This is a genomic window from Streptomyces sp. NPDC001339 (genome assembly GCF_042895955.1).
Classification (GTDB): Bacteria; Actinomycetota; Actinomycetes; order Streptomycetales; family Streptomycetaceae; genus Streptomyces.
Window position 1 is genome coordinate 212143 of the sequence record NZ_JBIAWT010000007.1, and the last position, 20254, is coordinate 232396.

General features: G+C 72.2%; 17 protein-coding genes. 4 read left to right on the forward strand and 13 right to left on the reverse strand.

The features are described from left to right. Positions 1 to 51 precede the first annotated feature (51 nt). The 3 genes from ACFY12_RS21885 to ACFY12_RS21895 form a co-directional block, all read right to left on the reverse strand. Positions 52 to 2106: a hypothetical protein gene (locus ACFY12_RS21885; protein WP_390717518.1), complete on the reverse strand. Its 2055-nt coding sequence runs from the start codon at positions 2104 to 2106 to the stop codon at positions 52 to 54. Positions 2107 to 2173: 67 nt separating this feature from the next. After that, positions 2174 to 2428, reverse strand: coding sequence for a DUF397 domain-containing protein (locus tag ACFY12_RS21890; RefSeq protein ID WP_390717519.1), 255 nt, complete (start codon positions 2426 to 2428; stop codon positions 2174 to 2176). Positions 2429 to 2479: 51 nt separating this feature from the next. Beyond that, positions 2480 to 5743 (reverse strand): alpha-N-acetylglucosaminidase TIM-barrel domain-containing protein, encoded by a 3264-nt coding sequence (locus ACFY12_RS21895; RefSeq protein ID WP_390717520.1) that lies wholly within the window; start codon positions 5741 to 5743, stop codon positions 2480 to 2482. A gap of 267 nt (positions 5744 to 6010) precedes the next feature. Here ACFY12_RS21895 and ACFY12_RS21900 point away from each other — a divergent pair, with 267 nt between their 5' ends. Then, positions 6011 to 6871: a GNAT family N-acetyltransferase gene (locus ACFY12_RS21900; protein WP_390717521.1), complete on the forward strand. Its 861-nt coding sequence runs from the start codon at positions 6011 to 6013 to the stop codon at positions 6869 to 6871. Then, complete coding sequence (locus tag ACFY12_RS21905) at positions 6868 to 7917, forward strand: lysophospholipid acyltransferase family protein (protein ID WP_390717522.1); 1050 nt, start codon at positions 6868 to 6870, stop codon at positions 7915 to 7917. The genes ACFY12_RS21900 and ACFY12_RS21905 overlap by 4 nt, the downstream gene beginning before the upstream one ends. Here the strand turns inward: ACFY12_RS21905 and ACFY12_RS21910 are convergent. From ACFY12_RS21910 to glnII, 3 genes are all read right to left on the reverse strand, one after another. Beyond that, complete coding sequence (locus ACFY12_RS21910) at positions 7893 to 8510, reverse strand: winged helix-turn-helix domain-containing protein (protein WP_390717523.1); 618 nt, start codon at positions 8508 to 8510, stop codon at positions 7893 to 7895. The genes ACFY12_RS21905 and ACFY12_RS21910 overlap by 25 nt on opposite strands. A gap of 530 nt (positions 8511 to 9040) precedes the next feature. Beyond that, the gene (locus ACFY12_RS21915) at positions 9041 to 9823 is read right to left on the reverse strand and encodes a rhomboid-like protein (RefSeq protein ID WP_390717524.1); all 783 of its coding nucleotides are present in this window, start codon (positions 9821 to 9823) and stop codon (positions 9041 to 9043) included. A 285-nt stretch (positions 9824 to 10108) separates the two neighbouring features. After that, positions 10109 to 11131: a glutamine synthetase gene (glnII, locus tag ACFY12_RS21920; RefSeq protein ID WP_390717525.1), complete on the reverse strand. Its 1023-nt coding sequence runs from the start codon at positions 11129 to 11131 to the stop codon at positions 10109 to 10111. Between the two features lie 283 nt (positions 11132 to 11414). Between glnII and ACFY12_RS21925 the strand changes: the two genes are divergently transcribed. Further along, a complete protein-coding gene (locus ACFY12_RS21925; protein WP_390717526.1) occupies positions 11415 to 11687 on the forward strand; it encodes a hypothetical protein in 273 nt (90 codons plus the stop codon). A gap of 84 nt (positions 11688 to 11771) precedes the next feature. Here ACFY12_RS21925 and ACFY12_RS21930 read toward each other — a convergent pair whose 3' ends face one another. The 4 genes from ACFY12_RS21930 to glnA form a co-directional block, all read right to left on the reverse strand. Continuing rightward, positions 11772 to 12377, reverse strand: coding sequence for a PadR family transcriptional regulator (locus ACFY12_RS21930; protein ID WP_390717527.1), 606 nt, complete (start codon positions 12375 to 12377; stop codon positions 11772 to 11774). Positions 12378 to 12526: 149 nt separating this feature from the next. Beyond that, on the reverse strand, positions 12527 to 14548 hold the full coding sequence (locus ACFY12_RS21935) for an FAD-dependent oxidoreductase (RefSeq protein WP_390717853.1): 2022 nt from the start codon (positions 14546 to 14548) through the stop codon (positions 12527 to 12529). A gap of 400 nt (positions 14549 to 14948) precedes the next feature. Beyond that, complete coding sequence (locus tag ACFY12_RS21940) at positions 14949 to 15173, reverse strand: hypothetical protein (RefSeq protein WP_390717528.1); 225 nt, start codon at positions 15171 to 15173, stop codon at positions 14949 to 14951. Positions 15174 to 15646: 473 nt separating this feature from the next. Beyond that, positions 15647 to 17056 (reverse strand): type I glutamate--ammonia ligase, encoded by a 1410-nt coding sequence (gene glnA, locus ACFY12_RS21945; protein ID WP_390717529.1) that lies wholly within the window; start codon positions 17054 to 17056, stop codon positions 15647 to 15649. 281 nt (positions 17057 to 17337) lie between these two features. Between glnA and ACFY12_RS21950 the strand changes: the two genes are divergently transcribed. Further along, on the forward strand, positions 17338 to 17805 hold the full coding sequence (locus ACFY12_RS21950; RefSeq protein ID WP_390717530.1) for an RDD family protein: 468 nt from the start codon (positions 17338 to 17340) through the stop codon (positions 17803 to 17805). Between the two features lie 254 nt (positions 17806 to 18059). Here ACFY12_RS21950 and ACFY12_RS21955 read toward each other — a convergent pair whose 3' ends face one another. From ACFY12_RS21955 to lipA, 3 genes are all read right to left on the reverse strand, one after another. After that, positions 18060 to 18773 carry a DUF4191 domain-containing protein gene (locus tag ACFY12_RS21955; protein WP_390717531.1) on the reverse strand — a complete coding sequence of 238 codons (714 nt, stop codon included), beginning with the start codon at positions 18771 to 18773 and terminating at the stop codon, positions 18060 to 18062. 10 nt (positions 18774 to 18783) lie between these two features. Next, entirely contained in the window at positions 18784 to 19011 is a 228-nt protein-coding gene (locus ACFY12_RS21960; protein ID WP_390717532.1) for a hypothetical protein, read from the reverse strand. A 250-nt stretch (positions 19012 to 19261) separates the two neighbouring features. Further along, positions 19262 to 20251, reverse strand: coding sequence for a lipoyl synthase (gene lipA / locus ACFY12_RS21965; protein WP_390717533.1), 990 nt, complete (start codon positions 20249 to 20251; stop codon positions 19262 to 19264). Positions 20252 to 20254 lie beyond the last annotated feature (3 nt).

The following is a 20254-nucleotide window of genomic DNA, read 5'->3' on the forward strand; positions in this document are numbered from 1 at the left end:
CTCAAAAACGCCCGCCCAGCGCGTTCCCGCCCCAGCGCGTTCCCGCGCCGGTCAGTGCAGTGCCTGGATCCGTCCACCGTTCGTCAGGCGGCCCGTCAGGCCGGCGTGGGTGCCCGGTTGTGCCGGGAGTGTCAGGAAGCGGCCGGGGGCGAGGCCGTTGACCCCGCCGGTCGCGGCGATCGACGTGACCTGCTCGCTGCCGGCGGCCAGTAGCCACCGCTGTCCGCTGCCGGCCTGCCAGACCACCCCGGCCAGCGCCTCGGGCGACCGAGGTCCGCAGGACGTGCCGCCCTCGGCACGCGCCGCCACCACTCCGGGCGCGTACGGACGGCCGCCCGTCGCCGGAGGGAGGAACTGGGCCATCGTCCGGCTGCCCGGGCCCCGCCAGGTCTCGGCGCGGGTGCACAGCCAGGCCGCGTTGCCCACCCCGCCGGGGAGCGGCTGGCGGGCGAACTCCCAGGCGTTCACCGTGCGGACGCCCCGCCCGCGCATCGCCGTCAGCTGGCAGCCCGTCCGCGCCCATGCCGCACCGCCCTGGGGGCCGTCCACCTCACCCGGCCCGTGCGGTGTGCCGTACGTCAGCCGGGCCGGGGCCAGCTCCCCGAGGTCGGTCAGCAGCCGGCCGCCCATCCGCAGCGCGGGCCAGGTCGTGCACTGCGCGGCGGGCCGCGGCGCGGGCACCGGAGCCGTCAGCCCGTTCGCGTCCCGGTGCACCGGCTGTGCCGCCGCGTCCGGCGTCAGCAGATCGACCAGCCGCACCGACGGCACCCACGGGGCCGTCAGATAGCGGACGTTGGCCTCCGTGCGGCTCACCACCAGCGCGCCCGCTGATTCGGCCGTCGCGCCGTCCGTCCGGGCGAAGTCCAGCGCCGCGCCGGTGCCCGCGGACCGGCCCTCCCCGTTCGCGGCCTCGGCGTAGCGCACCACCCGCAGACCGTCGTGCAGGAGCACCACCACGGCGTGGTCCACCACCCCCGCGAAGAGCAGCTGCGGCGGCCCGGCGGCCGGGCCGGTCGTGGTGCCGGGGGTCGCCGACACCGGCACCCCGGCGCCGGGCCTGGCCCAGACGGTCAGCGCACGGCGCAGCAGCGCCTCGTCGTGGACGCGGTCGCCGCGGGCCGGCCAGACGGAGAAGTCCTGCCGCTCCGCCGACTTCCAGGCCGCCGCCGGGGCCAGCGTCAACTTGCCGGGATCCAGGGCCGCCTCGGCCGCCAGGTTCCGCGCGTACGAGGGGGCGGCCGCACCGTCCGGGCCCCAGCCCTCGCCCGGCAGTCCCAGCAGCGCCCCGCACACCAGCACCGCCGCGCCCGCCGCCAGCACCGCCCGCCCGTGCTGCCGCCGCCGGATCAGATCCGTCGGCCTGGCCTGCAGCGCGCACGGGTCGAACTCCGGCGACTCCAGCAGCAGCCGGTCCCGGCTGCCGGCCGGCGTCTGCGCCTGTTCCGCCTCCTCCAGCGCCTCCCGGGGGTGCGCCACTCCGGCGGCCTCCAGCACCCGGCGTGTTTCGGGAGCGCTCAGCCGCTCCAGGTCACGCAGGACGAACGCCGCCCGGGCCGGCCCGGACAGCGCCGACAGCGCCTGATCCAGCGCGAGTTCATCGGCCCCGCCGGAACGGGGGAACAGCCGCAACCCCCACACCTGCGGAAACACGGTCGGCAGGGCACGCCGACGGCAGGCGGCCAGGGAGTTCCGCAGGACCCGCAGCCGCACGAAGGCGTAGCCGGGGTCGATGGCCGCCTCCGCGTCGGCGCGCCGGCCGGGCAGACCGACGCCGCGGGTGGAGCTGCGCTGGCGCGGCAGGGTGCGCTGCACCACGCCATGGGCGGCCAGTACGCGGCGGCTGCGGCTCTGGCCCGGCGGCAGTACGAGGTAGGCCAGCCGGACCAGCCGGGGGTAGTGCTCGACCAGCGCCGCCTCGGCCTGTTCGACGTCGATGACGTCAGTGATGTCATTGCTGAGGTCATCGACGTCATGGACGTGATCGACGTCATTGATGTCACTGACATCCTCATCGATGCCACTGACATCCTCGACATCCCCGACGTTCTCGATGCTGCCGGGGGAGGTGCGGTCCGGATGCTTCGGTGTCGCCTGCTGCTGTCTCACGTTCGGTGAAACGAGTGAATCCTGCGCGGGTCACCGAAGCGCCCGGAAGCCCCCGACGGGTGATCCGTTACTCGGGTGCGGGCTCGTGGTGCCGGTCGAGGTCGAACTCGCCGTCCCGGGCGCCGAGGACGAACGCCCGCCACTCCGCCTCGGTGTAGCGCAGTACCACGTCCGGATCCGTGGAATTGCGCATCGCCACCGCACCGCGCTCCAGGAAGGCGATCTCCACCGCTTCCGCATCGGGGTCGCCCGGGGCGCGCTGCCAGGTGGCGTCAGAGATGTCAAGGGCGTAGAGCCACTCTTTCTCGGCTGCGGTACCCATACCGTCGTTCCCCTCGCTCGTGATCTGTTCCCCGGCCCTGGACCGGAACGGTCAGCGTACGCGGTGACCAGGTCGGCTTCCAGTGAGAGTCCAGCCGCGGAAACCGGCCGTTCCGCGCTGACCGGCCGAGGAGTTGGCGGCGGACTGGAGCAGCCCGGTGTCCTGCCGGGCGGCGGCCCCGGGGACGGTGACCGTGGCGACCTCGCGCCAGGTCGCGCCGCCGTCGGTGGAGCAGGAGCCGGTGTACGTACCGGAGTTGACGGTGTCCGAGTGGCGGGAGAGGCGCAGCAGGACGGGGACAGGGACGGGGACGGTGCGGTCGGTGAGCTGCCGATGGGTGTCCAGGGTGCCGTCGCCGTCGGCGTCGTAGGAGAGGACGACGCCGTGGCCGGGCGTCGCGCAGAGGGTGACGAAGCCCAGCGCCGCCGACGGGGTCCGGGCGGTCGACGGGGTTCGGGCGGTCGACGGGGTTCGGGCGGTCGACGGAGTCCGGGCATCGGACGCGGCCCCGTGCGGCAGGGCGAGGCGGTTGCGGACGACGAGACCGGCGCGGGCCCAAGGGCCGGTCGGGTCCTGCCGGGTCACCTCCACCGTCACCGTTCCGCCGGGCGTCAGCGCGCCCGGCCGGTAGACCGCACCGAACTCGGCGGCGTCCCGTCGCGGACCGGTGCCCGTGCCATTGACCGCGAAGCGGTCGTCCAGCTGGCCGAAGACCGCCGCGTTCGTCGTCACCGTCCTCAGGTCCGGATCCAGCGGCCCGGCCACGTAGAGCGTGCCGTGCTGTGTGGCCCGGACCCGCGGTTCGCCCTGCGGCCCGTAGCCGACGGTGAGGTCGTAGGGGAGGGGCCGCAAGGGCTCGTCCAGGGGGTCGGCCGGGGCGGCGACCCGCCAACGGGCCGTGCAGGTGCCGCCGGGCGGGAGGGACGGGCAGGACGCCGGGCCCACGGCGGTGGCGTCGGCGCCCCGCACGGCGACGTTCAGGGCGAAGTCGACGCGGCCCGTCGCGCGCAGCCCGTTGACATTGCGCAGTGTCGCGGTGACGGTGGCCCGGCCGCCCGGCGGCAGCGCGGACGGGACGGCGCCGACGGTGACATGGCCCTGGTACGGGGCCGTGGCGAGGACGTCGTGGACCCGCTGTGCGGTGCGGTACGGATCGGCGGTGGGGCGCAGCGGATAGTCCTTGTGCGCATGGGTCCAGGGCTCTTCCCGGGCGTACCAGTCGAAGGTCTTCGGCGGCCGGTCCGCCGCCAGCGCGTCCGCCAGTTCGTCCAGGTACGCCTGCCACTGAGGGAGGTGCACATCGCCGACCAGGCCGTGCCAGTCGCGATTGGCGTAGTTGGCGAGCCGGCCGCCGTCGGCGGTGGCCCGGTCGGCCCAGGTGGTGATCAGCGCGCGGGCGCCGTGCTCCAGCCGGGCCGCCTCCTCCGCACCGGACGCCATGGCGCGGGCGTCCGCCAGCCACGGCCCGAGCAGGAACCGCCGGTGGGCGCCGGTGATCTCCTCGCTCAGCCGCATCAGCCGCAGCCACAGCCCGGACAGCGCCCGGAACGCGGCCACGTCCCGTCGCCGGTGGGCGTCGTACAGCTGGGGGAGCAGCTGCCAGGACCGGTTGGCGAGCGCCTGCCGGGCGGCGTCGGTCAGGTCGTACCGGTAGGCGTCACTGCGGCGCAGCGCGGGGCGCACCGCGAGCAGCGCGGCGAACGCGGAGTCGAAGACGGCCGGGTCGAAGGCGGGGGTCTGGGTGGCGTACGTGGTGCCGGCCCGGGCGGTCAGGCTGGGCCGGGCGGCGAACAGCGAGTCGTGCGGCCGGCCGTCCTCGCTGGAGATCTCGTAGGCACTCCTCCGCAGCGCGGCGAACGCGGCGCGAGCCCGCTCGTCACGTCCGCCGTACCGCAGATCGGCATAGCCGTCGAACCAGGTCGCGCGGTCCACCGGGCGGTCCCGCCAGGCCAGTTCGCTGAACAGCTCGAAGGCCGCCGGATCCCGTTCCGCGGCCTCGGGCAGGTACGCCGTTCCGACGAGCCGGCTGCCCGGCTTGTCGCGCCAGGCCGTGAAGCGCTCGGCCCAGATGTGGGTCTTGGCGCCGAGGGTGGTGCGGCCCCCGAAGTTGGGGATGGAGCCGAAGGCGTACGGCACACCGCCCCAGTCGGCTTCCCGGTCGGTGACCGTGTCCAGGTCGCTGAGGCCGTCCACGATCAGCATCCGGTCGTGGTCGACGGCGTCCAGCAGATCGCGGCGCGGGTTCCGCTGCCAGCCCAGGATCACCCAGGTGGCGCCCGGGTGGGCGGTGCGCAGCGCCTTCTCGACGGCGCGTGCGGCGTCCGGCACCGGGACGTCACCGGGCTCGCCGCCCTCGTGCAGCAGGTCCATCTTGAAGTGGGCGGCGGGGCCCAGGAGTTGCTCCTGGTGGTGGTAGAAGGCGGCGGCCACCTCGGCGAAGACCGGGGTGCGCGGATCCAGCCAGTCGGGGCGCGGCAGGCCCGCCCACCGGCCCTGCGGGACCGTCCTGGCGCCGGGGTTGCGGACGGCGAACCCGTCCGGGACGGTGCCGAAGTAGCCGGGCAGTACCGGACGCATGCCCAGCGCCCGCAGCCGGTCGCAGATCCGTCGTCCCAACGCGGCGCGTCTGTCGATGAGTTGGGCGCTCACCGGGCCGCCGTAACGGTTCATGTTCGCCAGCAGCCACCACGGCTGGTGCGAGGGCGCCGGGATCCAGGCACGGGCCTCGGCATCGGAGTAGCCGAAGCCGGTCAGCAGCCGGTGGTACACGCCCTCGGTTCCCGGGGTGACCAGCACCTCGTTCACCCCGTGCAGGGCCAGGATGTCGATCATCCGCTCCCAGCGCGGCCAGTTCGCGTACGGGGCGGTGTAGCCGTCGTGGGTGTCGTTGAGGGCGAAGCGGTGCGGCAGGGAGGTGGCGCGGTCGAAGGGGGCGGCCGGAGCGGGCAGCCGGTCCGGCGGGCCGAGCTGGTCACCGGCCCAGGACAGGTGGGCCCGGCAGGTGTACTTGAGGTACCAGTTGACGCCGGTCAGCAGCGTGGCCGGGGAGGTCCCGGCGACGGTGATCCGGCCCGCCGGGCCCTCGACCCGGAACCGGTCGGCGACGTCGTCCGCCGCGAGCGGGACGAGCCGGAACTGATCGGCGTGCGCGGGCAGCAGCCGGGCCAGCGCCGCCCGGGCCGGCCCCGTGTCGTACGCGGTGCCCCGCGCCGGCCCGCGCGGCGGGAACCCGGTCGCGGCGGCCCCGCCGAGCGCCGCCCGCGCGCCGATCGCCCCAGCGGTGCCCAGCACTGTGCGTCGTGACGGTGAGCTCACCCGCGTCACGCTACAGCGGCCTCCAGCGGCCGCCCCGGGCCATGAAGCACAGAGTTCGGCGGAGGCTCATCCGTTTGCCCCCTGGGCTTCACGCGCCCGGCCGTACCGCGCGGGAACAGTCTGCCGGGTAGCGAAGGGCCAGGTAAGGGCCTGAAGGGCCAGGTAGGGCCTGAAGGGTCAGGTAAGGGCCCGAAGGGTCAGGTAGGGCCAGGCCATGGCCGTGGCCCTCGGTCCACCGCAGCCTCCCCACTCCCCAGGAGGGCTCCCATGAGCATGGCAACGACCGCGTCCGCTTCCGCTTCCGCTTCTCTCTCCGCCGTTCCGGCTGCCCCCGCTGGCTCAGCCGTCCCTGCTGGCTCAACCGCCCCCGCTGGCTCAGCCGCCCCCGCGGACCCGGACTACACCGCCACGGCCCCGGACTACACGGCGCGGATCGCCGATACCGTGTCGCAGATCCGCGCCGCCCAGCGGCTGCGCCACCAGGTCTTCGCCGGCGAGCTGGGCGCGGCCCTGGACACCCCCCTGGCCGGTCATGACATCGACGCCGTCGACGAGCTCGCCGACCACCTCATCGTCACCCACACCGCGACCGGTGAGGTCGTCGGCACCTACCGCCTGTTGCCGCCCGGCCGCAGCCCCCGGCTCTACTCCGACGGGGAGTTCGACCTCGGCGCACTGGAGGCGCTGCGCCCGTCGCTCATCGAGGCCGGCCGGTCCTGCGTCCACCCCGATCACCGTGGCGGCGCGGTGATGACCCAGATGTGGGCCGCGCTCGCCCGCTACACCCTGCTCTCCGGCCACCGCTACCTGGCCGGCTGCGCCTCCGTCCCGCTCGCCGACGGCGGCACCGCGGCCGCCCACGCCCAGCAGCTGGGCCGTACCCGCTACGCCGCCCCGCCCGAGCTGCGGGTCACCCCGCATCACCCCTGGCACTCCACGGTCCCGCTCCCCGAGCGGCCCAGCGCCGCCCAGCTGCCCCCGCTGCTCCGCGGCTATCTGCGGATAGGTGCTGTCATCTGCGGCGCGCCCGCTCACGACCCCGCCTTCGACGTCGCCGACTTCTTCGTCGTCCTGGACATGGAACGGCTCGGGGACCGCTACCGGCGCTACTTCCTGGGCGAACGGTGAACGGGCCCTGGGACGTCCGGTCCGACTGCACCCCGGGCTGCGCCACGCACGCCCTGCCCCGGGTGCCGGTGACCGGCATCGCACGGCGCTCCGTGGCGTTCGCGCACCGGGTGGGCCGGGCACTGGCGGACGGCGGACGGATGGCCGATCCGGCGCGGCTGCGCAGCCACGCCAGGGCGCTGCTCGACGCGCTGGGCATACGGTTGGACGTGCAGTTGGACGTGCAGTTGGACGTGGAGCTGGACGTACGGCCGGAGGGCCCGGAGCCGGGGGGCGGCGCTTCCACCGCCCGGGGTGGCGCGTTCACCGCCCGGGGTGGCGGGCCCGGCGCCCTGGTCGTCGTCAACCACATCTCCTGGCTCGACATTCCGGCTCTGCTGGCCGTCGAACCGGTCACCCTGCTCGCCAAGCGAGAGGTCGACGGCTGGCCGGTCGTCGGCGGTCTGGCCCGCCGGGCCGGTACGCACTTCATCGACCGTACGGACCTGCGGCGACTGCCAGATGTGGTGCGGGAGTTGGCGGACCTGCTGGCCTCCGGGCGGTCGGTGGCGGTGTTTCCGCAGGCCACCACCTGGTGCACGGCGGACCGGGGGACCTTCCGGCGGGCCACGTTCCAGGCCGCCCTCGACGCGGGCGCGCCGGTGCGGCCGGTGACCGTCGAGTACACCCAGCGGGGTCGGCCCAGCACGGTGGCCGCCTTCTGCGGTGAGGAAACCTTCCTCGCCTCGCTGCGCCGGGTGCTCACCGCCCGCGAGCTGACCGTACGGATCACCGTGCATCCGCAGCTGACGGGGGAGGGGGCAGGGGAGGGTCTCGACCGGCGCTCCCTGGCGGCGTCGGCGGAGCGCGTCGTGCTGGGCGAAGGGCTCGCGGGCGGGGGCCAGGGGCGCGGGAGCGGGAGCGGGGACCAGAGGCGCGGGGGCGGCGGGCCGCGCGCCCTCCCGCTGCCGCGTGAGCGGGAGGGCGCCGGCTGCCGATCTGCTGCCGGTAGTCCTGGTAGTCCCGGTGGTCCGGCGGTATCTCAGGCGCTGGGCACGTACTTGTAGCCGACCCGGCGCACTGTCACGATCGACGACCGGTGTTCGGCGCCCAGCTTGCGGCGCAGGCGGGCGACATGGACGTCGACGGTGCGGCCGTCGCCGATGTGGCCGTAGCCCCACACCGTGCTCACCAGCTGGTCGCGGGTGTGTACCCGGTGCGGATGCGCGACCAGGTGGGCCAGCAGCTCGAATTCCAGGTACGTCAGGTCCAGCGGCCGGCCCTGGACGTGCGCGGTGCGCTGCTCGGGGTCGATCCGGACGACGGCGTCACCGGTCGGCGCGGGAGCAGCGGGCTCGGCAGGCTCGGCAGGATCGGCGGGCTTGGCGATGGCCTCGGCGGCCGGCCGGGGCACGGCCGTGGTGGCGTGGTCGGCCGGTACGAGGACGAGGTAGCCGACCATCGGCGGCTGGCCGGGCAGCACGGGCAGGCTGTGCGGGGGTGCCGGGAGCCAGGTCGCGCCGGAGTTCAGCAGCTCGGCGACGGGTGGGATTTCGTCGGGCGCCACCGCGCGGAGACGGTGGCCGCGCCGGTGCGGGGTGGTACGGGCGGGGAGGGGTGCCGTCGTGGAACCGGCGGTCAGGGGGCGGACGTTCGTCATGGGGCGTCAGCTCTTTCGCGCAGAAGGGGCGTCGGGGACGTCGTGCGCGCGGGCAGGGCTGGGGACGCCGGTCGGCGGCGTCGGTGGGGTGTGTGCGGGCCCGCGCTCAGTGCGCGCGGCAACACAGACGATCGAAGGCGTGTGCCTGCCGGGACGGCCAGAAGGGCTCGAGGTCGCTGCGACCTGTCGCGGTGTCGGTAAGGCTGGCCATGACCCCATTGAACCAGACAGCCGGTGATCTGTCCCTTGTGAAGGCCGCACCCTGGCGGGATTCGGCCGCCCCCGGCCCGCACAGGCGGCGGGGCCGGGGACGATCCGCATCTGACGGGGCCTCGGCACAGGGGAGTTGGGGAGCGAGGGCAGCCGGGAGCGCCCCCGCACGCGGTGGCTGGAACTGCCCCCCAGCCCCCTTGTCGTCCAGCCCCTTGTCGTCCAGCCCCTTCTCGTCCAGCCCCTGCTCGTCCGGCCGCTTGTGCCTTCCGCACCTCCATCAGTCGGCCTCCGCTCCCAAGTCAGCCGCCCTCCCGCTCCTATGTCAGCCGCCGCCTCGTCTCCGCTGCCCGCATGGCGTACGTCTCTGCCGCCCGTGACGTGTACGTGTACGTCTCTGCCGCCCGCATGACGCACCCCGTCGCCACTCCCAGGGCTATTGCCACCAGATGCCCGGCGTCGGTGAACGTCCGGCCGCGCCGCAGTACGGGACGTATCCCCAGCGCCAGCAGTCCGGCCGTCGCCGCCGTCCGGGCGCCGCGGTGCGGGAGCGTCACGGCGAGGGCGCCCAGCGTCGCGTTGAAGCCATAGCTCGCGCCGACGTCGAGGGCGCGCGCGGTGGCGTCGAGGGCGCGCGTAGCCGCGTGGCGGGGATCGTGATCGTCCCCCAGGGCCTCAAGGGCACGGGTGGGGGCGGGGGTGAGGGTGGGAGTGGGAGTGGGAGTGCCCCCAGCGGTAGCTGGGGGCGTGCGCCCCTGCGCCACCCGGCCGCGCAGGCCCGCGTAGACCAGCAGGCTGGCGCCTATGTGGCCGACCGCGAACACCCCCACCGCACGGGCGGCGCCCCAGCGCGCCTCGGCCGTACCGAGGGCGGCGAGCAGCCCGGCACCGTACGGCACCGGGAGTGGATCCTCGACGAACGCGGCGCTGGTGACCAGCGTCTCCCACCGGCCCGCGCGCAGGTTCGCGACGTTGGTGGAGTGCCTCCGCAGCAACTCCGTACGCCGCCCTCGCGGCAGCCGGGCGGCGGCGTGCGCGCCGAGCTGTACGGCGCCGACGTACAGCGGCGCGACCCAGGGCAGACGGGGCAGACGAGGCGCCATCTCAGGCCCCCGCCCGGTGTGAACGGCGCGGTCCGCTCTCGGTCTTGACGGTGATCGCAAGCATGTCCCCAGACTGCCAGCCACCACTGACAATCGGCCCGGACCCGGGCGCGACCAGCGCCGTCCGGCGCCGGGCACGCGGAAGGGGGCCGGACCCGCCGGCCCGGCCCCCTTCCGTCATGCTCCTGTCCGTCTCGGACCTGCCCGTCACGGACGTACCCGACGCAGGCTTGCCCGGCGCAGGGCTTGCCCGCCTCAGGCCTGCCCGCCTCAGAGCTGCCTGCCTCAGACCTGCTCGCGCCGCGCCAGCTCCGTGCAGCAGGTGTCCACGATCAGCCGGGTGACCACGTACGGGTCGACGTTGGCGTTCGGCCGCCGGTCCTCGATGTAGCCCTTCTTCTCGACCTCGACCTGCCAGGGGATCCGCACCGAGGCACCGCGGTCGGAGGCGCCGTAGCTGTACCTGTCCCAGGGCGCGGTCTCGTGCGCGCCGGTGAGCCGCTCCTCGATGCCGGTGCCGTACTGGCGGACGTGCTCCAGCGGCTTGTCGCCCGCGCCCAGTGCCTCGCAGGCGGTGATGATCGCGTCGTAACCCTCGCGCATCGCGCGGGTGGAGAAGTTGGTGTGCGCGCCCGCGCCGTTCCAGTCGCCCTTGGCCGGCTTGGCGTCCAGCGACGCGGTGACGCCGAACTCCTCCGCCGTACGGTGCAGCAGCCAGCGTGCCACCCACATGTGGTCGGAGACCTCCAGCGGCGACAGCGCACCGACCTGGAACTCCCACTGGCCGGGCATGACCTCGGCGTTGATACCGGACAGGCCGAGACCGGCCGCCAGGCACCGGTCGAGGTGCAGCTCGACGATCTCCCGGCCGAAGATCTCGCCCGCGCCCACACCGCAGTAGTAGCCGCCCTGCGGGGCCGGGTAGCCGCCGCCCTCAGGGAAGCCGAGCGGACGGTCGCCCTTGAGGAACGTGTACTCCTGCTCGATGCCGAAGAGCGGCTCCTGGCCGGCGAACTTCTCCGCCACCGGGCGCAGCGGCGCACGGGTGTTGGAGGAGTGCGGGGTGAGGTCGGTGTTGAGCACCTCGCACAGCACCAGCAGGTGGTCGCCGCCACGGATCGGGTCCGGACAGCTGAACACCGGCTCCAGGACGAGGTCCGAGGAGTGCCCCTCGGCCTGGTTGGTGCTGGACCCGTCGAAGCCCCACCGGGGCAGCTTGCCACCGTCCGCCAGGATCTTGGTCTTGGAGCGGAGCTTGGCGGTCGGCTGGGTGCCGTCGATCCAGATGTACTCGGCCTTGATGGTCACGGGGTCCTCTTATACGGGTCGGTGCGGGTACGCGTGCGGGGCGTACGTGCGCACTCTCGCAACGGGCCGTTTCCCGTCCGTTGCCCATATGTGAACCGCAGGTTACTCAGCCGGACATCTGTCAGATCCGGTCGATCACCGGGCGGGGACGGCTCTTCCGGAAGGCCTGGCGAGAGGTCCGCTCAGGAGGGCAAAAGCGCTCTGGCCAGGGGCTTTTGTCAGTGGTGGCCAGTAGAATGGGAACCAGTCAGTGAGGGTTTTCCCACGCTCCAGGAGGTCGCCGATGGCTGCTGCCACACTCATGACGAAGCCTCTCCCGGCCCACCCGCTGCCCAAGAAACCGCTGCCCGCCGGATGGCCGCGCGAGCGGTACGAATCCCACAACCGCCGCCTGAAGGCCATGCGGCTCGCCATAGCCCTGCTCGACACCGGCGTCTACCGTCCCGAGCAGGCCAACAACCACAAGATCCGTAACACCGCGACCCAGATCGGGGTGCACGCCCCCTCCGACACCACCTGCCGCCTCGTGCGCGCCCTGCTCTACGACAACTGCTGACGGCCGACGACCACTGGCAACCTGCGGGCGGCCCGGGGATCACTCCCGGGCCGCCCGCCCGCCGTGGCCGCCTGGGCCCTGGCCCTAGACCCCCTCGCCCGCCGCCTCCCCACCCGCCGACTCCTCGGTCTCCATACCCTCGGTCGCCCTACCCTCGGGCTCCATACCCTCGACCTCCGTCAGCGCCTCCTCCAGCCACTGCACCCAGAAGGTCTCCAGTCCGATCCCGGCCCGTAGTACGAGCCGCCGCAGCCGGTCCTCGGGCTCAGCCGCAGCACCGAAGTCGCGGCCCTCGATCTCCTCGTACTCCGCCAACTGCCGCCGGTGCAGCGCCAGGTGGCGCCGTAGCTCCTCGTCCAGCCCGGCGCGCCCGACGACCGCGGCCGCCCGCAGCCGCAGCACCAGCGCACTGCGGACCGGCTTGACCTCCTGCTCGCCGGACGCCCAGGCGGTCAGCTCGGCGCGGCCCGCCGACAGCACCTCGAACTCCTTCTTCTGCCCCCGGGACGGCTGTTGCGACGGCAGTACCCGGATGAACCCGGCCTGCTCCAGCTTCCCCAGCTCGCGATAGATCTGCTGATGCGTGGCCGGCCAGAAGTACCCGATCGACCGGTCGAACCTGCGGGTCAGCTCCAGCCCCGACGACGGCTTCTCGAGCAGGGCGGTGAGGATCGCATGGGGGAGGGACATGACAGCAGCCTAATCACGCCGGCCCGGCCGCAGCCGCCCCGTCGCGCCGCCCGGCCGTAGCTGCCCCGTCACGCCGCCCGGCCGCAGCCGCTTTCCCGGTCGCGCAGTCCGGTTTCCCCTCCGTCCCGTCGCAGCGCGGCTCCGCCCCGTCACAGCGCGGCCGCCAGCTCCGTCCCCTGCTTGATCGCACGTTTGGCATCCAGCTCGGCGGCCACATCCGCCCCGCCGATCAGATGCACCGTCCGCCCCTCGGCGCGCAGTTCCTCGTACAGATCACGCCGCGGCTCCTGCCCCGTGCACAGCACGACCGTGTCCACGGCCAGCGTGGTGCTCACGCCGTCCACCGTGACATGCAGCCCCTCGTCATCGATCCGCTCGTACGTCACTCCGGGGATCATCGTCACGCCCCGGTGGCGCAGCTCCGTACGGTGGATCCAGCCAGTGGTCTTGCCCAGGCCGGCGCCGACCTTCGACGTCTTGCGCTGCAGCAGATGCACCTGACGCGGGACCTTGGGCCGCTCGGGCGCCCGCAGCCCGCCGCGTTCACCGTACGCCGTGTCCACTCCCCAGGCGCGGAAGTACGTCTCCGCATCCCGGCTCGCCCCGTCCCCGGCGTCGGTCAGGAACTCCGCGACGTCGAACCCGATACCACCGGCCCCGATGATCGCCACCCGCTCGCCCACCTCCGCACCGTCCCGCAGCACATCGAGGTAGCTGACGACGCTCGGGTGCCCGATCCCCGCGACCTCCGGAACGCGTGGCGTCACGCCCGTGGCCACCACGACCTCGTCATAATCCGCAGCCGTCAGATCGGCAGCCGATACGGAGCGATTCAGCCGCACCTCCACATCGTGCAGCGCCAGCTGCGCCCGGAAGTAGCGCAGCGTCTCGTCGAACTCTTCCTTCCCCGGCACCCGCTTGGCGACGTTCAGCTGCCCGCCGATCTCCGCCGCGGCGTCGAACAGCGTCACCCGGTGCCCGCGCTCGGCGGCCGAGACGGCGCACGCCAGCCCGGCCGGTCCGGCGCCGATCACCGCGATCCGCTTGCGCAGCCGGGTCGGCGTGAGCACCAGCTCGGTCTCGTGGCAGGCCCGGGGATTGACCAGGCAGGACGTGATCTTCCCGCTGAAGGTGTGGTCGAGGCAGGCCTGGTTGCACCCGATGCAGGTGTTGATCTCCTCGGCGCGCCCGTCCCCGGCCTTGCGGACGAACTCCGGATCGGCGAGGAAGGGCCGGGCCAGCGACACCATGTCCGCCCGCCCGTCGGCGAGCAACTCCTCCGCCACCTCGGGGGTGTTGATCCGGTTGCTGGTCACCAGCGGCACCGAGACCGACCCCATCAGCCGCTTGGTCACCCAGCTGTACGCCCCACGCGGCACGGAGGTCGCGATGGTCGGAATACGGGCTTCATGCCAGCCGATGCCCGTATTGATGATCGTCGCCCCCGCCGCCTCGATCTCCTTGGCGAGCGCGATGACCTCCGCCAGCGACGAACCGCCCGGAACCAGATCCAGCATCGACAGCCGGTAGATCAGAATGAAGTCCGCACCCACCCGCTCCCGGGTACGCCGCACGATCTCCAGCGGGAACCGCACCCGGTTCTCGTACGACCCGCCCCACCGGTCCGTACGGTGATTGGTCGCGCCGGCGATGAACTCATTGATCAGGTACCCCTCGGACCCCATGATCTCGACACCGTCGTATCCGGCCGCCTTCGCCAGCTCCGCCGCCCGCACATAGTCCTCGACGGTCTGCTCCACCTCGTCGTCCGTCAGCGCGTGCGGGGCGAAGGGGCTGATCGGTGCCTGGATCGCGCTCGGGGCCACCAGGCCGGGGTGGTACGCGTACCGTCCGAAGTGCAGGATCTGCATCGCGATCCGCCCGCCCGCGGCGTGCACCGCGTCGGTCACCGTCCGGTGCTGGGCCACCTCCGCGTCGGTGGTCAGCTTCGCCCCGCCCTCGTACGGCCGCCCCGCCTCGTTCGGCGCGATACCGCCGGTCACCATCAGCCCTACGCCGCCCCGCGCCCGCGCCGCATAGAAGGCGGCCATCCGCGCGAAGCCGTTCTCGGCCTCCTCCAGACCGATGTGCATCGACCCCATCAGCACCCGGTTGGGCAGTGTCGTGAACCCGAGGTCGAGCGGGCTCATCAGGTGTGGGTACGGGCTCACGGGGCTCATCGGGCCTCCTCGCACGGTGGGTGTACACACCGTTGTAGACGAGCCCCGGCCCCTTATGCAACAAGTTGCAAAAACTGTGAGCCAGACGACTGTGAGCCAGACGACGCACCCGACGTGCCCCATCGCACCGGGCCCCGCCGCCGGCGCGACCCCGCACCAGGCGGGACTCCCGCGCCCGGGGGCAGCCGGCGCGACCTGTGAACCGGCACGGCGACAAGCCGTGCCGGGCTACGCACCGAGGGCCAGGGCGGCAGTGCCCCGGCCCCCGCCAACCATCAATCAACTGCACACCTCTGCGCACCTCGCCCATCGACTGCACACGAGGCCAACTGCGCACCTCGCCCATCGACCGCACACGAGGCCAACTGCACACGAGGCCAATCGCACACCGTCAGTTGCACATGAGGACGATGATGCACTCGTAGCCATCGCCGCCGCCGCCCATCGGACTCGACTGCGCAGCCATGGCCCGAGCGGCGACGTGCGCCGCGGGCGCCATGGCCACAGCGGATGTGGCCGTCGCCGCCCCTGCCGCAAGCGCAAGACCCAGGGCAGCGCTGACCGCGAATACTCGTGAACCGGCCTTCTTGGGGTGAACCCTCTGCATTCTCTTCATGCGATCACGATGCATACCCTCGCGGCCCCCGTCGCGCCAAGCGCATCCGAACGGGTACCCCCACCTCCGACGGGTCCCCCCAGGTACCCCCTGGACGGCCTTGACAGCCGTGACTGCCGTGACTGCCCGTCAGCCGAGGCCCCAGGCTGTCCCGTCAGGCTCGAGGCAGCCCCGGGCGCAGAGAGACGCCGCCCTGCTGGGTGCCGACGGCGACGTCCAGGGCCCGGGGAGCCGGGCAACGGGATGAGTCCCGTGAGGCCCGTGACGCGCGCGGGCAGCGGGTCGTACCAGACCCTTCACTTCGACGTGCGGCACGCGATCACGACTTCATCCGGGAACTCCGCGGTGGCACCCACGTCGCCCACAGCTGGCCACAGGAGGCCGACCAAGCCGACGAGGGCCGCTACCCCGGATATGGGGTAGCGGCCCTCGTGCCGCTCCGGGCTTGCGCCCAGGTCGCCAGGCGCCAGCTCTTAGATGTCGAAGTACAGCTCGAACTCGTGCGGGTGCGGGCGGAGTTGGATCGGGGCGATTTCGTTGGTGCGCTTGTAGTCGATCCAGGTTTCGATCAGGTCGGCGGTGAAGACGCCGCCCTGCTGGAGGTACTCGTTGTCGTCTTCGAGGGCGTCGAGGACGGCCGGGAGGGACGTCGGGACCTGGGGGACGCCGGCGTGCTCTTCGGGGGCGAGCTCGTAGAGGTCCTTGTCGATGGGCTCGGCCGGCTCGATCTTGTTCTTGACGCCGTCGAGGCCCGCGAGGAGGAGGGCGGAGAAGGCGAGGTAGGGGTTCGAGGACGGGTCGGGGGCGCGGAACTCGACGCGCTTGGCCTTCGGGTTCGAGCCGGTGATCGGGATGCGCATCGCCGCGGACCGGTTGCGCTGGGAGTAGACCAGGTTGACCGGGGCCTCGAAGCCGGGGACCAGGCGGTGGTAGGAGTTCACCGTCGGGTTCGTGAAGGCGAGGAGGGAGGGGGCGTGCTTGAGGATGCCGCCGATGTAGTAGCGAGCGGTGTCCGAGAGGCCCGCGTAGCCCTGCTCGTCGTAGAAGAGGGGGGCGCCCGCCTGCCACAGGGACTGGTGGACGTGCATGCCGGAGCCGTTGTCACCGAAGATCGGCTTGGGCATGAAGGTCGCGGTCTTGCCGTTGCGCCAGGCGACGTTCTTGACGATGTACTTGAAGAGCATCAGGTCGTCGGCGGCGGCGAGGAGGGTGTTGAACTTGTAGTTGATCTCGGCCTGGCCCGCGGTGCCGACCTCGTGGTGCTGGCGCTCGACCTGGAGGCCGGCCTTGTCCAGCTCCAGGGAGATCTCGGCGCGCAGGTCGGCGAAGTGGTCGACCGGCGGGGCCGGGAAGTAGCCGCCCTTGTAGCGGACCTTGTAGCCGCGGTTGTTCTCCTCCGACCCGGTGTTCCAGGCGCCGGCCTCGGAGTCGATGTGGTAGAAGGACTCGTTCGCCTTCGTCTCGAAGCGCACGTTGTCGAAGACGTAGAACTCGGCCTCGGGGCCGAAGTACGCGGTGTCCGCGATGCCGGTGGAGGCGAGGTAGGCCTCGGCCTTCTTGGCGATGTTGCGCGGGTCGCGGCTGTACTGCTCGCCGGTGATCGGGTCGTGGATGAAGAAGTTGACGTTGACCGTCTTGTCACGGCGGAACGGGTCCACCCGGGCCGTGGACAGGTCGGCGCGCAGGGCCATGTCGGACTCGTGAATGGCCTGGAAGCCGCGGATCGAGGAGCCGTCGAACGCCAGCTCATCGGCCGGGTCGAAGGCCGCTGCCGGGATCGTGAAGTGCTGCATCACACCGGGCAGGTCGCAGAAGCGGACATCGATGAACTTGACGTCCTCGTCCGCGATGAACTTCTTGGCCTCGTCGGCGTTCTGGAACATCCAACTCCTCCTAGCCCGGTCACCGGTCGGCGGACGCGGGATAGCTACTCGGAACGCGGCCATGTGCGGTGGCGCGCTGGCCCGACCCTAGGCAGGTGGGATTTCCCAAGCATGACCCATTTGTTTCGCCGAGGTTAATCGCCGCGCTGTCGCCCTTATCCCCCAGTGTGCGTCAAATGAGGACATTTTGAGCGGGGTGGGGAGGGTGAGGGGGGTGCTGTGGACCTGTCGAGATCGGAGGGCCCCGCGGGGAACGTATGGCGTCGCAGTACCGTGGACGGGTGGATAACAGGCAAGCAATCGGATCGTGGATCTCCGGGCCGCGCGCGGCAGCCGAGGACATGGGCGTCGAGTTCGGATACCGCGGGCAGCGGCTCGGGCTGCCGGAGGAGGGACCAGGGTCGCTGGCCCGCCCCGGCCGCCGCTTCGCCGCGCTCTTCGTCGACTGGGCGCTGTGCCTGCTCATCGCATACGGCCTGCTCAGCGGAGGCAAGGCGCAAGCCGCGAGCAACTGGGCGCTGGTGGTCTTCGCGGTGCTGAGCGTGCTCACGGTGGGGACGGTGGGATTCACCCCGGGCAAGCGGCTGCTGGGTCTGCGGGTGGTCGCTGAGGACGGCGGCCGGATCTCGGTGCCGCGGGTCGTCCTGCGCACGCTCCTGCTCATCGTCGTCATCCCGGCGGTGATCTGGGACCGGGACGGCCGGGGGCTGCACGACCGCCTCGCGCGTGCGGTGCAGGTGCGGATCTAGGGCTGGATGCCAGGTGCGGATCTGGGCCTGGATGCAGGGCTGAGTCGCATGACGCAGTGCTCAGCAGTGCTCGGCAGAACTCGGCAGAGTTCAGTCGAATACGAAGTGAAGAAGTGAAATGGGTGGGCCGGGACCGTGGTGGTCCCGGCCCACCCGTTTGAGGTGTCCGGCCCGTTTCCTGTGTACGGGGCGTGCCGTTTCGTGTGTACGGGCTGCCGCTCGATCGCTCGGCCGCTAGCCGCTCGGCCGACGCGTCAGCGCGTCTTGCCGCCGCCCTTGGGCATCCGCATGCCCTTGCCCGGCATCGGGCCCTTCGGGATCGGCATGTTGCTCATCAGGTCGCCCAGCGCGCGCAGTCGGTCGTTGACCGCCGTGACCTGGGCGCCGGGCAGCACACGGGGCAGCTTCAGCAGGGTCGTACGGAGCTTCTTCAGCGGTACCTGGCCCTCGCCGTCGCCCACCACGATGTCGTGGACCGGGGCGTCCGCGACCGTGCGCGCCATCCGCTTCTTCTCGGCGGCCAGCAGACCGCGCAGCCGGTTCGGGTTGCCCTCGCCGACCAGCACGATGCCGGCCTTGCCGACGGCCCGGTGGACCACGTCCTGGCTGCGGTTCATCGCCACCGCGGGGGTGACCGTCCAGCCGCGCCCGACGTTGTCCAGCACGGCGGCCGCCGCACCGGGCTGGCCCTCCATCTGCCCGAAGGCAGCCCGCTCGGCGCGTCGCCCGAAGACGATCGCCATCGCGAGGAAGGCCAGCAGGAAGCCCAGGACGCCCGCGTAGACGGGGTGGCCGATCAGGAAGCCGACGGCGAGGAGTACGCCGAAAACGACGATGCCCACACCGGCGACGACAAGACCGACCTTGGAGTCGGCCCGACGGGTCATCTTGTAGGTCAGGGCGATCTGCTTCAGCCGCCCGGGGTTCTCAGCGCCGGCAGCGCCGTTGGAGTTTGCCTTCCTCGCCATACAGCGAAGTTTACGTGGCGTGCGGGTGCTGGGTCGCCGCGGCCTCCAGTACGTACTGGGCCTCGTACCGGTCCTTGGCGCGGCGGCGGTCCTCCAGGACCGACGTCCAGGCGTTACGGCGGGCGGTGCGCTGCCCGTTGCGCATCAGTACGGCCTCGACGGCACGCAGGGCACCGGTGACGGAGGGGATGGAGGGGATGGGGAAGGCGGGGGTTGCGCGGAGCGGCGCGGCCGGCATCGTGGGTGACTCCCTCTCTTGCTGTCGGTGGAGCGGGGGTGAGGTGCGGGAGCGGTGCGTGCCTCCATCGTCACGGAAAGGTGTTACCAACGGATGACCTGCTGGTCAAACACCTATGAAACGTTGACACGAACCATCCGGAACAGTGCGGAACGTTGACGCGGCCCGCCACGCCCCCCGTCCTGGGGGAGTGCGCGGGCCGCGTACGTCCAGCATGTGTCACGGTTCACAAGATGGCGCGTCGGGGAACTCAAACCGCCTGACTGGACGCCTCGGTCTCGCCCCGGTGCGCGGCACCTGCTAGACGCTTGTCCATGGCCTGCTGGTAAAGGCGGCCGGCGCGGTAGGAGGAGCGGACCAGCGGGCCGGACATCACGCCGGAGAAGCCGATCTGATCGGCCTCGTCCTTCAGCTCCACGAACTCCTGCGGCTTGACCCAGCGCTCCACGGGGTGGTGGCGCACGGACGGACGCAGGTACTGGGTGATGGTGACCAGCTCGCAGCCCGCGTCGTGCAGCTGGCGCAGGGCCTCGCTGATCTCCTCGCGGGTCTCGCCCATGCCGAGGATCAGGTTCGACTTGGTGACCAGGCCGTAGTCGCGGGCCTCGGTGATGACCTTCAGCGAACGCTCGTAACGGAAACCGGGCCGGATCCGCTTGAAGATCCGCGGCACGGTCTCGACGTTGTGCGCGAAGACCTCGGGCCGGGAGGCGAAGACCTCCGCCAGCTGCTCGGGGATCGCGTTGAAGTCCGGCGCGAGGAGCTCGACCTTGGTGTGCCCGCCCTCGCGGTCGGCGGTCTGCTGGTGGATCTGGCGCACCGTCTCCGCGTACAGCCAGGCGCCGCCGTCCTCCAGGTCGTCACGGGCGACGCCGGTGATCGTGGCGTAGTTCAGGTCCATGGTGACCACGGACTCACCCACGCGGCGCGGCTCGTCGCGGTCGAGCGCCTCGGGCTTGCCGGTGTCGATCTGGCAGAAGTCGCAGCGGCGGGTGCACTGGTCGCCGCCGATGAGGAAGGTCGCCTCGCGGTCCTCCCAGCACTCGTAGATGTTGGGACAGCCCGCTTCCTGGCAGACCGTGTGCAGCCCCTCGCTCTTCACGAGGCTCTGCATCTTCGTGTACTCGGGACCCATTTTCGCCCGGGTCTTGATCCACTCGGGCTTGCGCTCGATGGGGGTCTGGCTGTTCCGGACCTCCAGGCGCAGCATCTTGCGTCCGTCGGGTGCGACTGCGGACACGTC

Bases quoted from the DNA above. Each gene is read 5' to 3' on its own strand.
- ACFY12_RS21930 (WP_390717527.1), bottom strand. From the start codon at position 12,377: ATGTCCCTCCCCCATGCGATCCTCACCGCCCTGCTCGAGAAGCCGTCG.
- ACFY12_RS21890 (WP_390717519.1), bottom strand. From the start codon at position 2,428: ATGGGTACCGCAGCCGAGAAAGAGTGGCTCTACGCCCTTGACATCTCT.
- ACFY12_RS21915 (WP_390717524.1), bottom strand. From the start codon at position 9,823: ATGGCGCCTCGTCTGCCCCGTCTGCCCTGGGTCGCGCCGCTGTACGTC.
- glnA (WP_390717529.1), bottom strand. From the start codon at position 17,056: ATGTTCCAGAACGCCGACGAGGCCAAGAAGTTCATCGCGGACGAGGAC.
- ACFY12_RS21910 (WP_390717523.1), bottom strand. From the start codon at position 8,510: ATGACGAACGTCCGCCCCCTGACCGCCGGTTCCACGACGGCACCCCTC.
- ACFY12_RS21955 (WP_390717531.1), bottom strand. From the start codon at position 18,773: ATGGCGAGGAAGGCAAACTCCAACGGCGCTGCCGGCGCTGAGAACCCC.
- ACFY12_RS21900 (WP_390717521.1), top strand. From the start codon at position 6,011: ATGAGCATGGCAACGACCGCGTCCGCTTCCGCTTCCGCTTCTCTCTCC.
- ACFY12_RS21925 (WP_390717526.1), top strand. From the start codon at position 11,415: ATGGCTGCTGCCACACTCATGACGAAGCCTCTCCCGGCCCACCCGCTG.
- ACFY12_RS21940 (WP_390717528.1), bottom strand. From the start codon at position 15,173: ATGAAGAGAATGCAGAGGGTTCACCCCAAGAAGGCCGGTTCACGAGTA.
- ACFY12_RS21960 (WP_390717532.1), bottom strand. From the start codon at position 19,011: ATGCCGGCCGCGCCGCTCCGCGCAACCCCCGCCTTCCCCATCCCCTCC.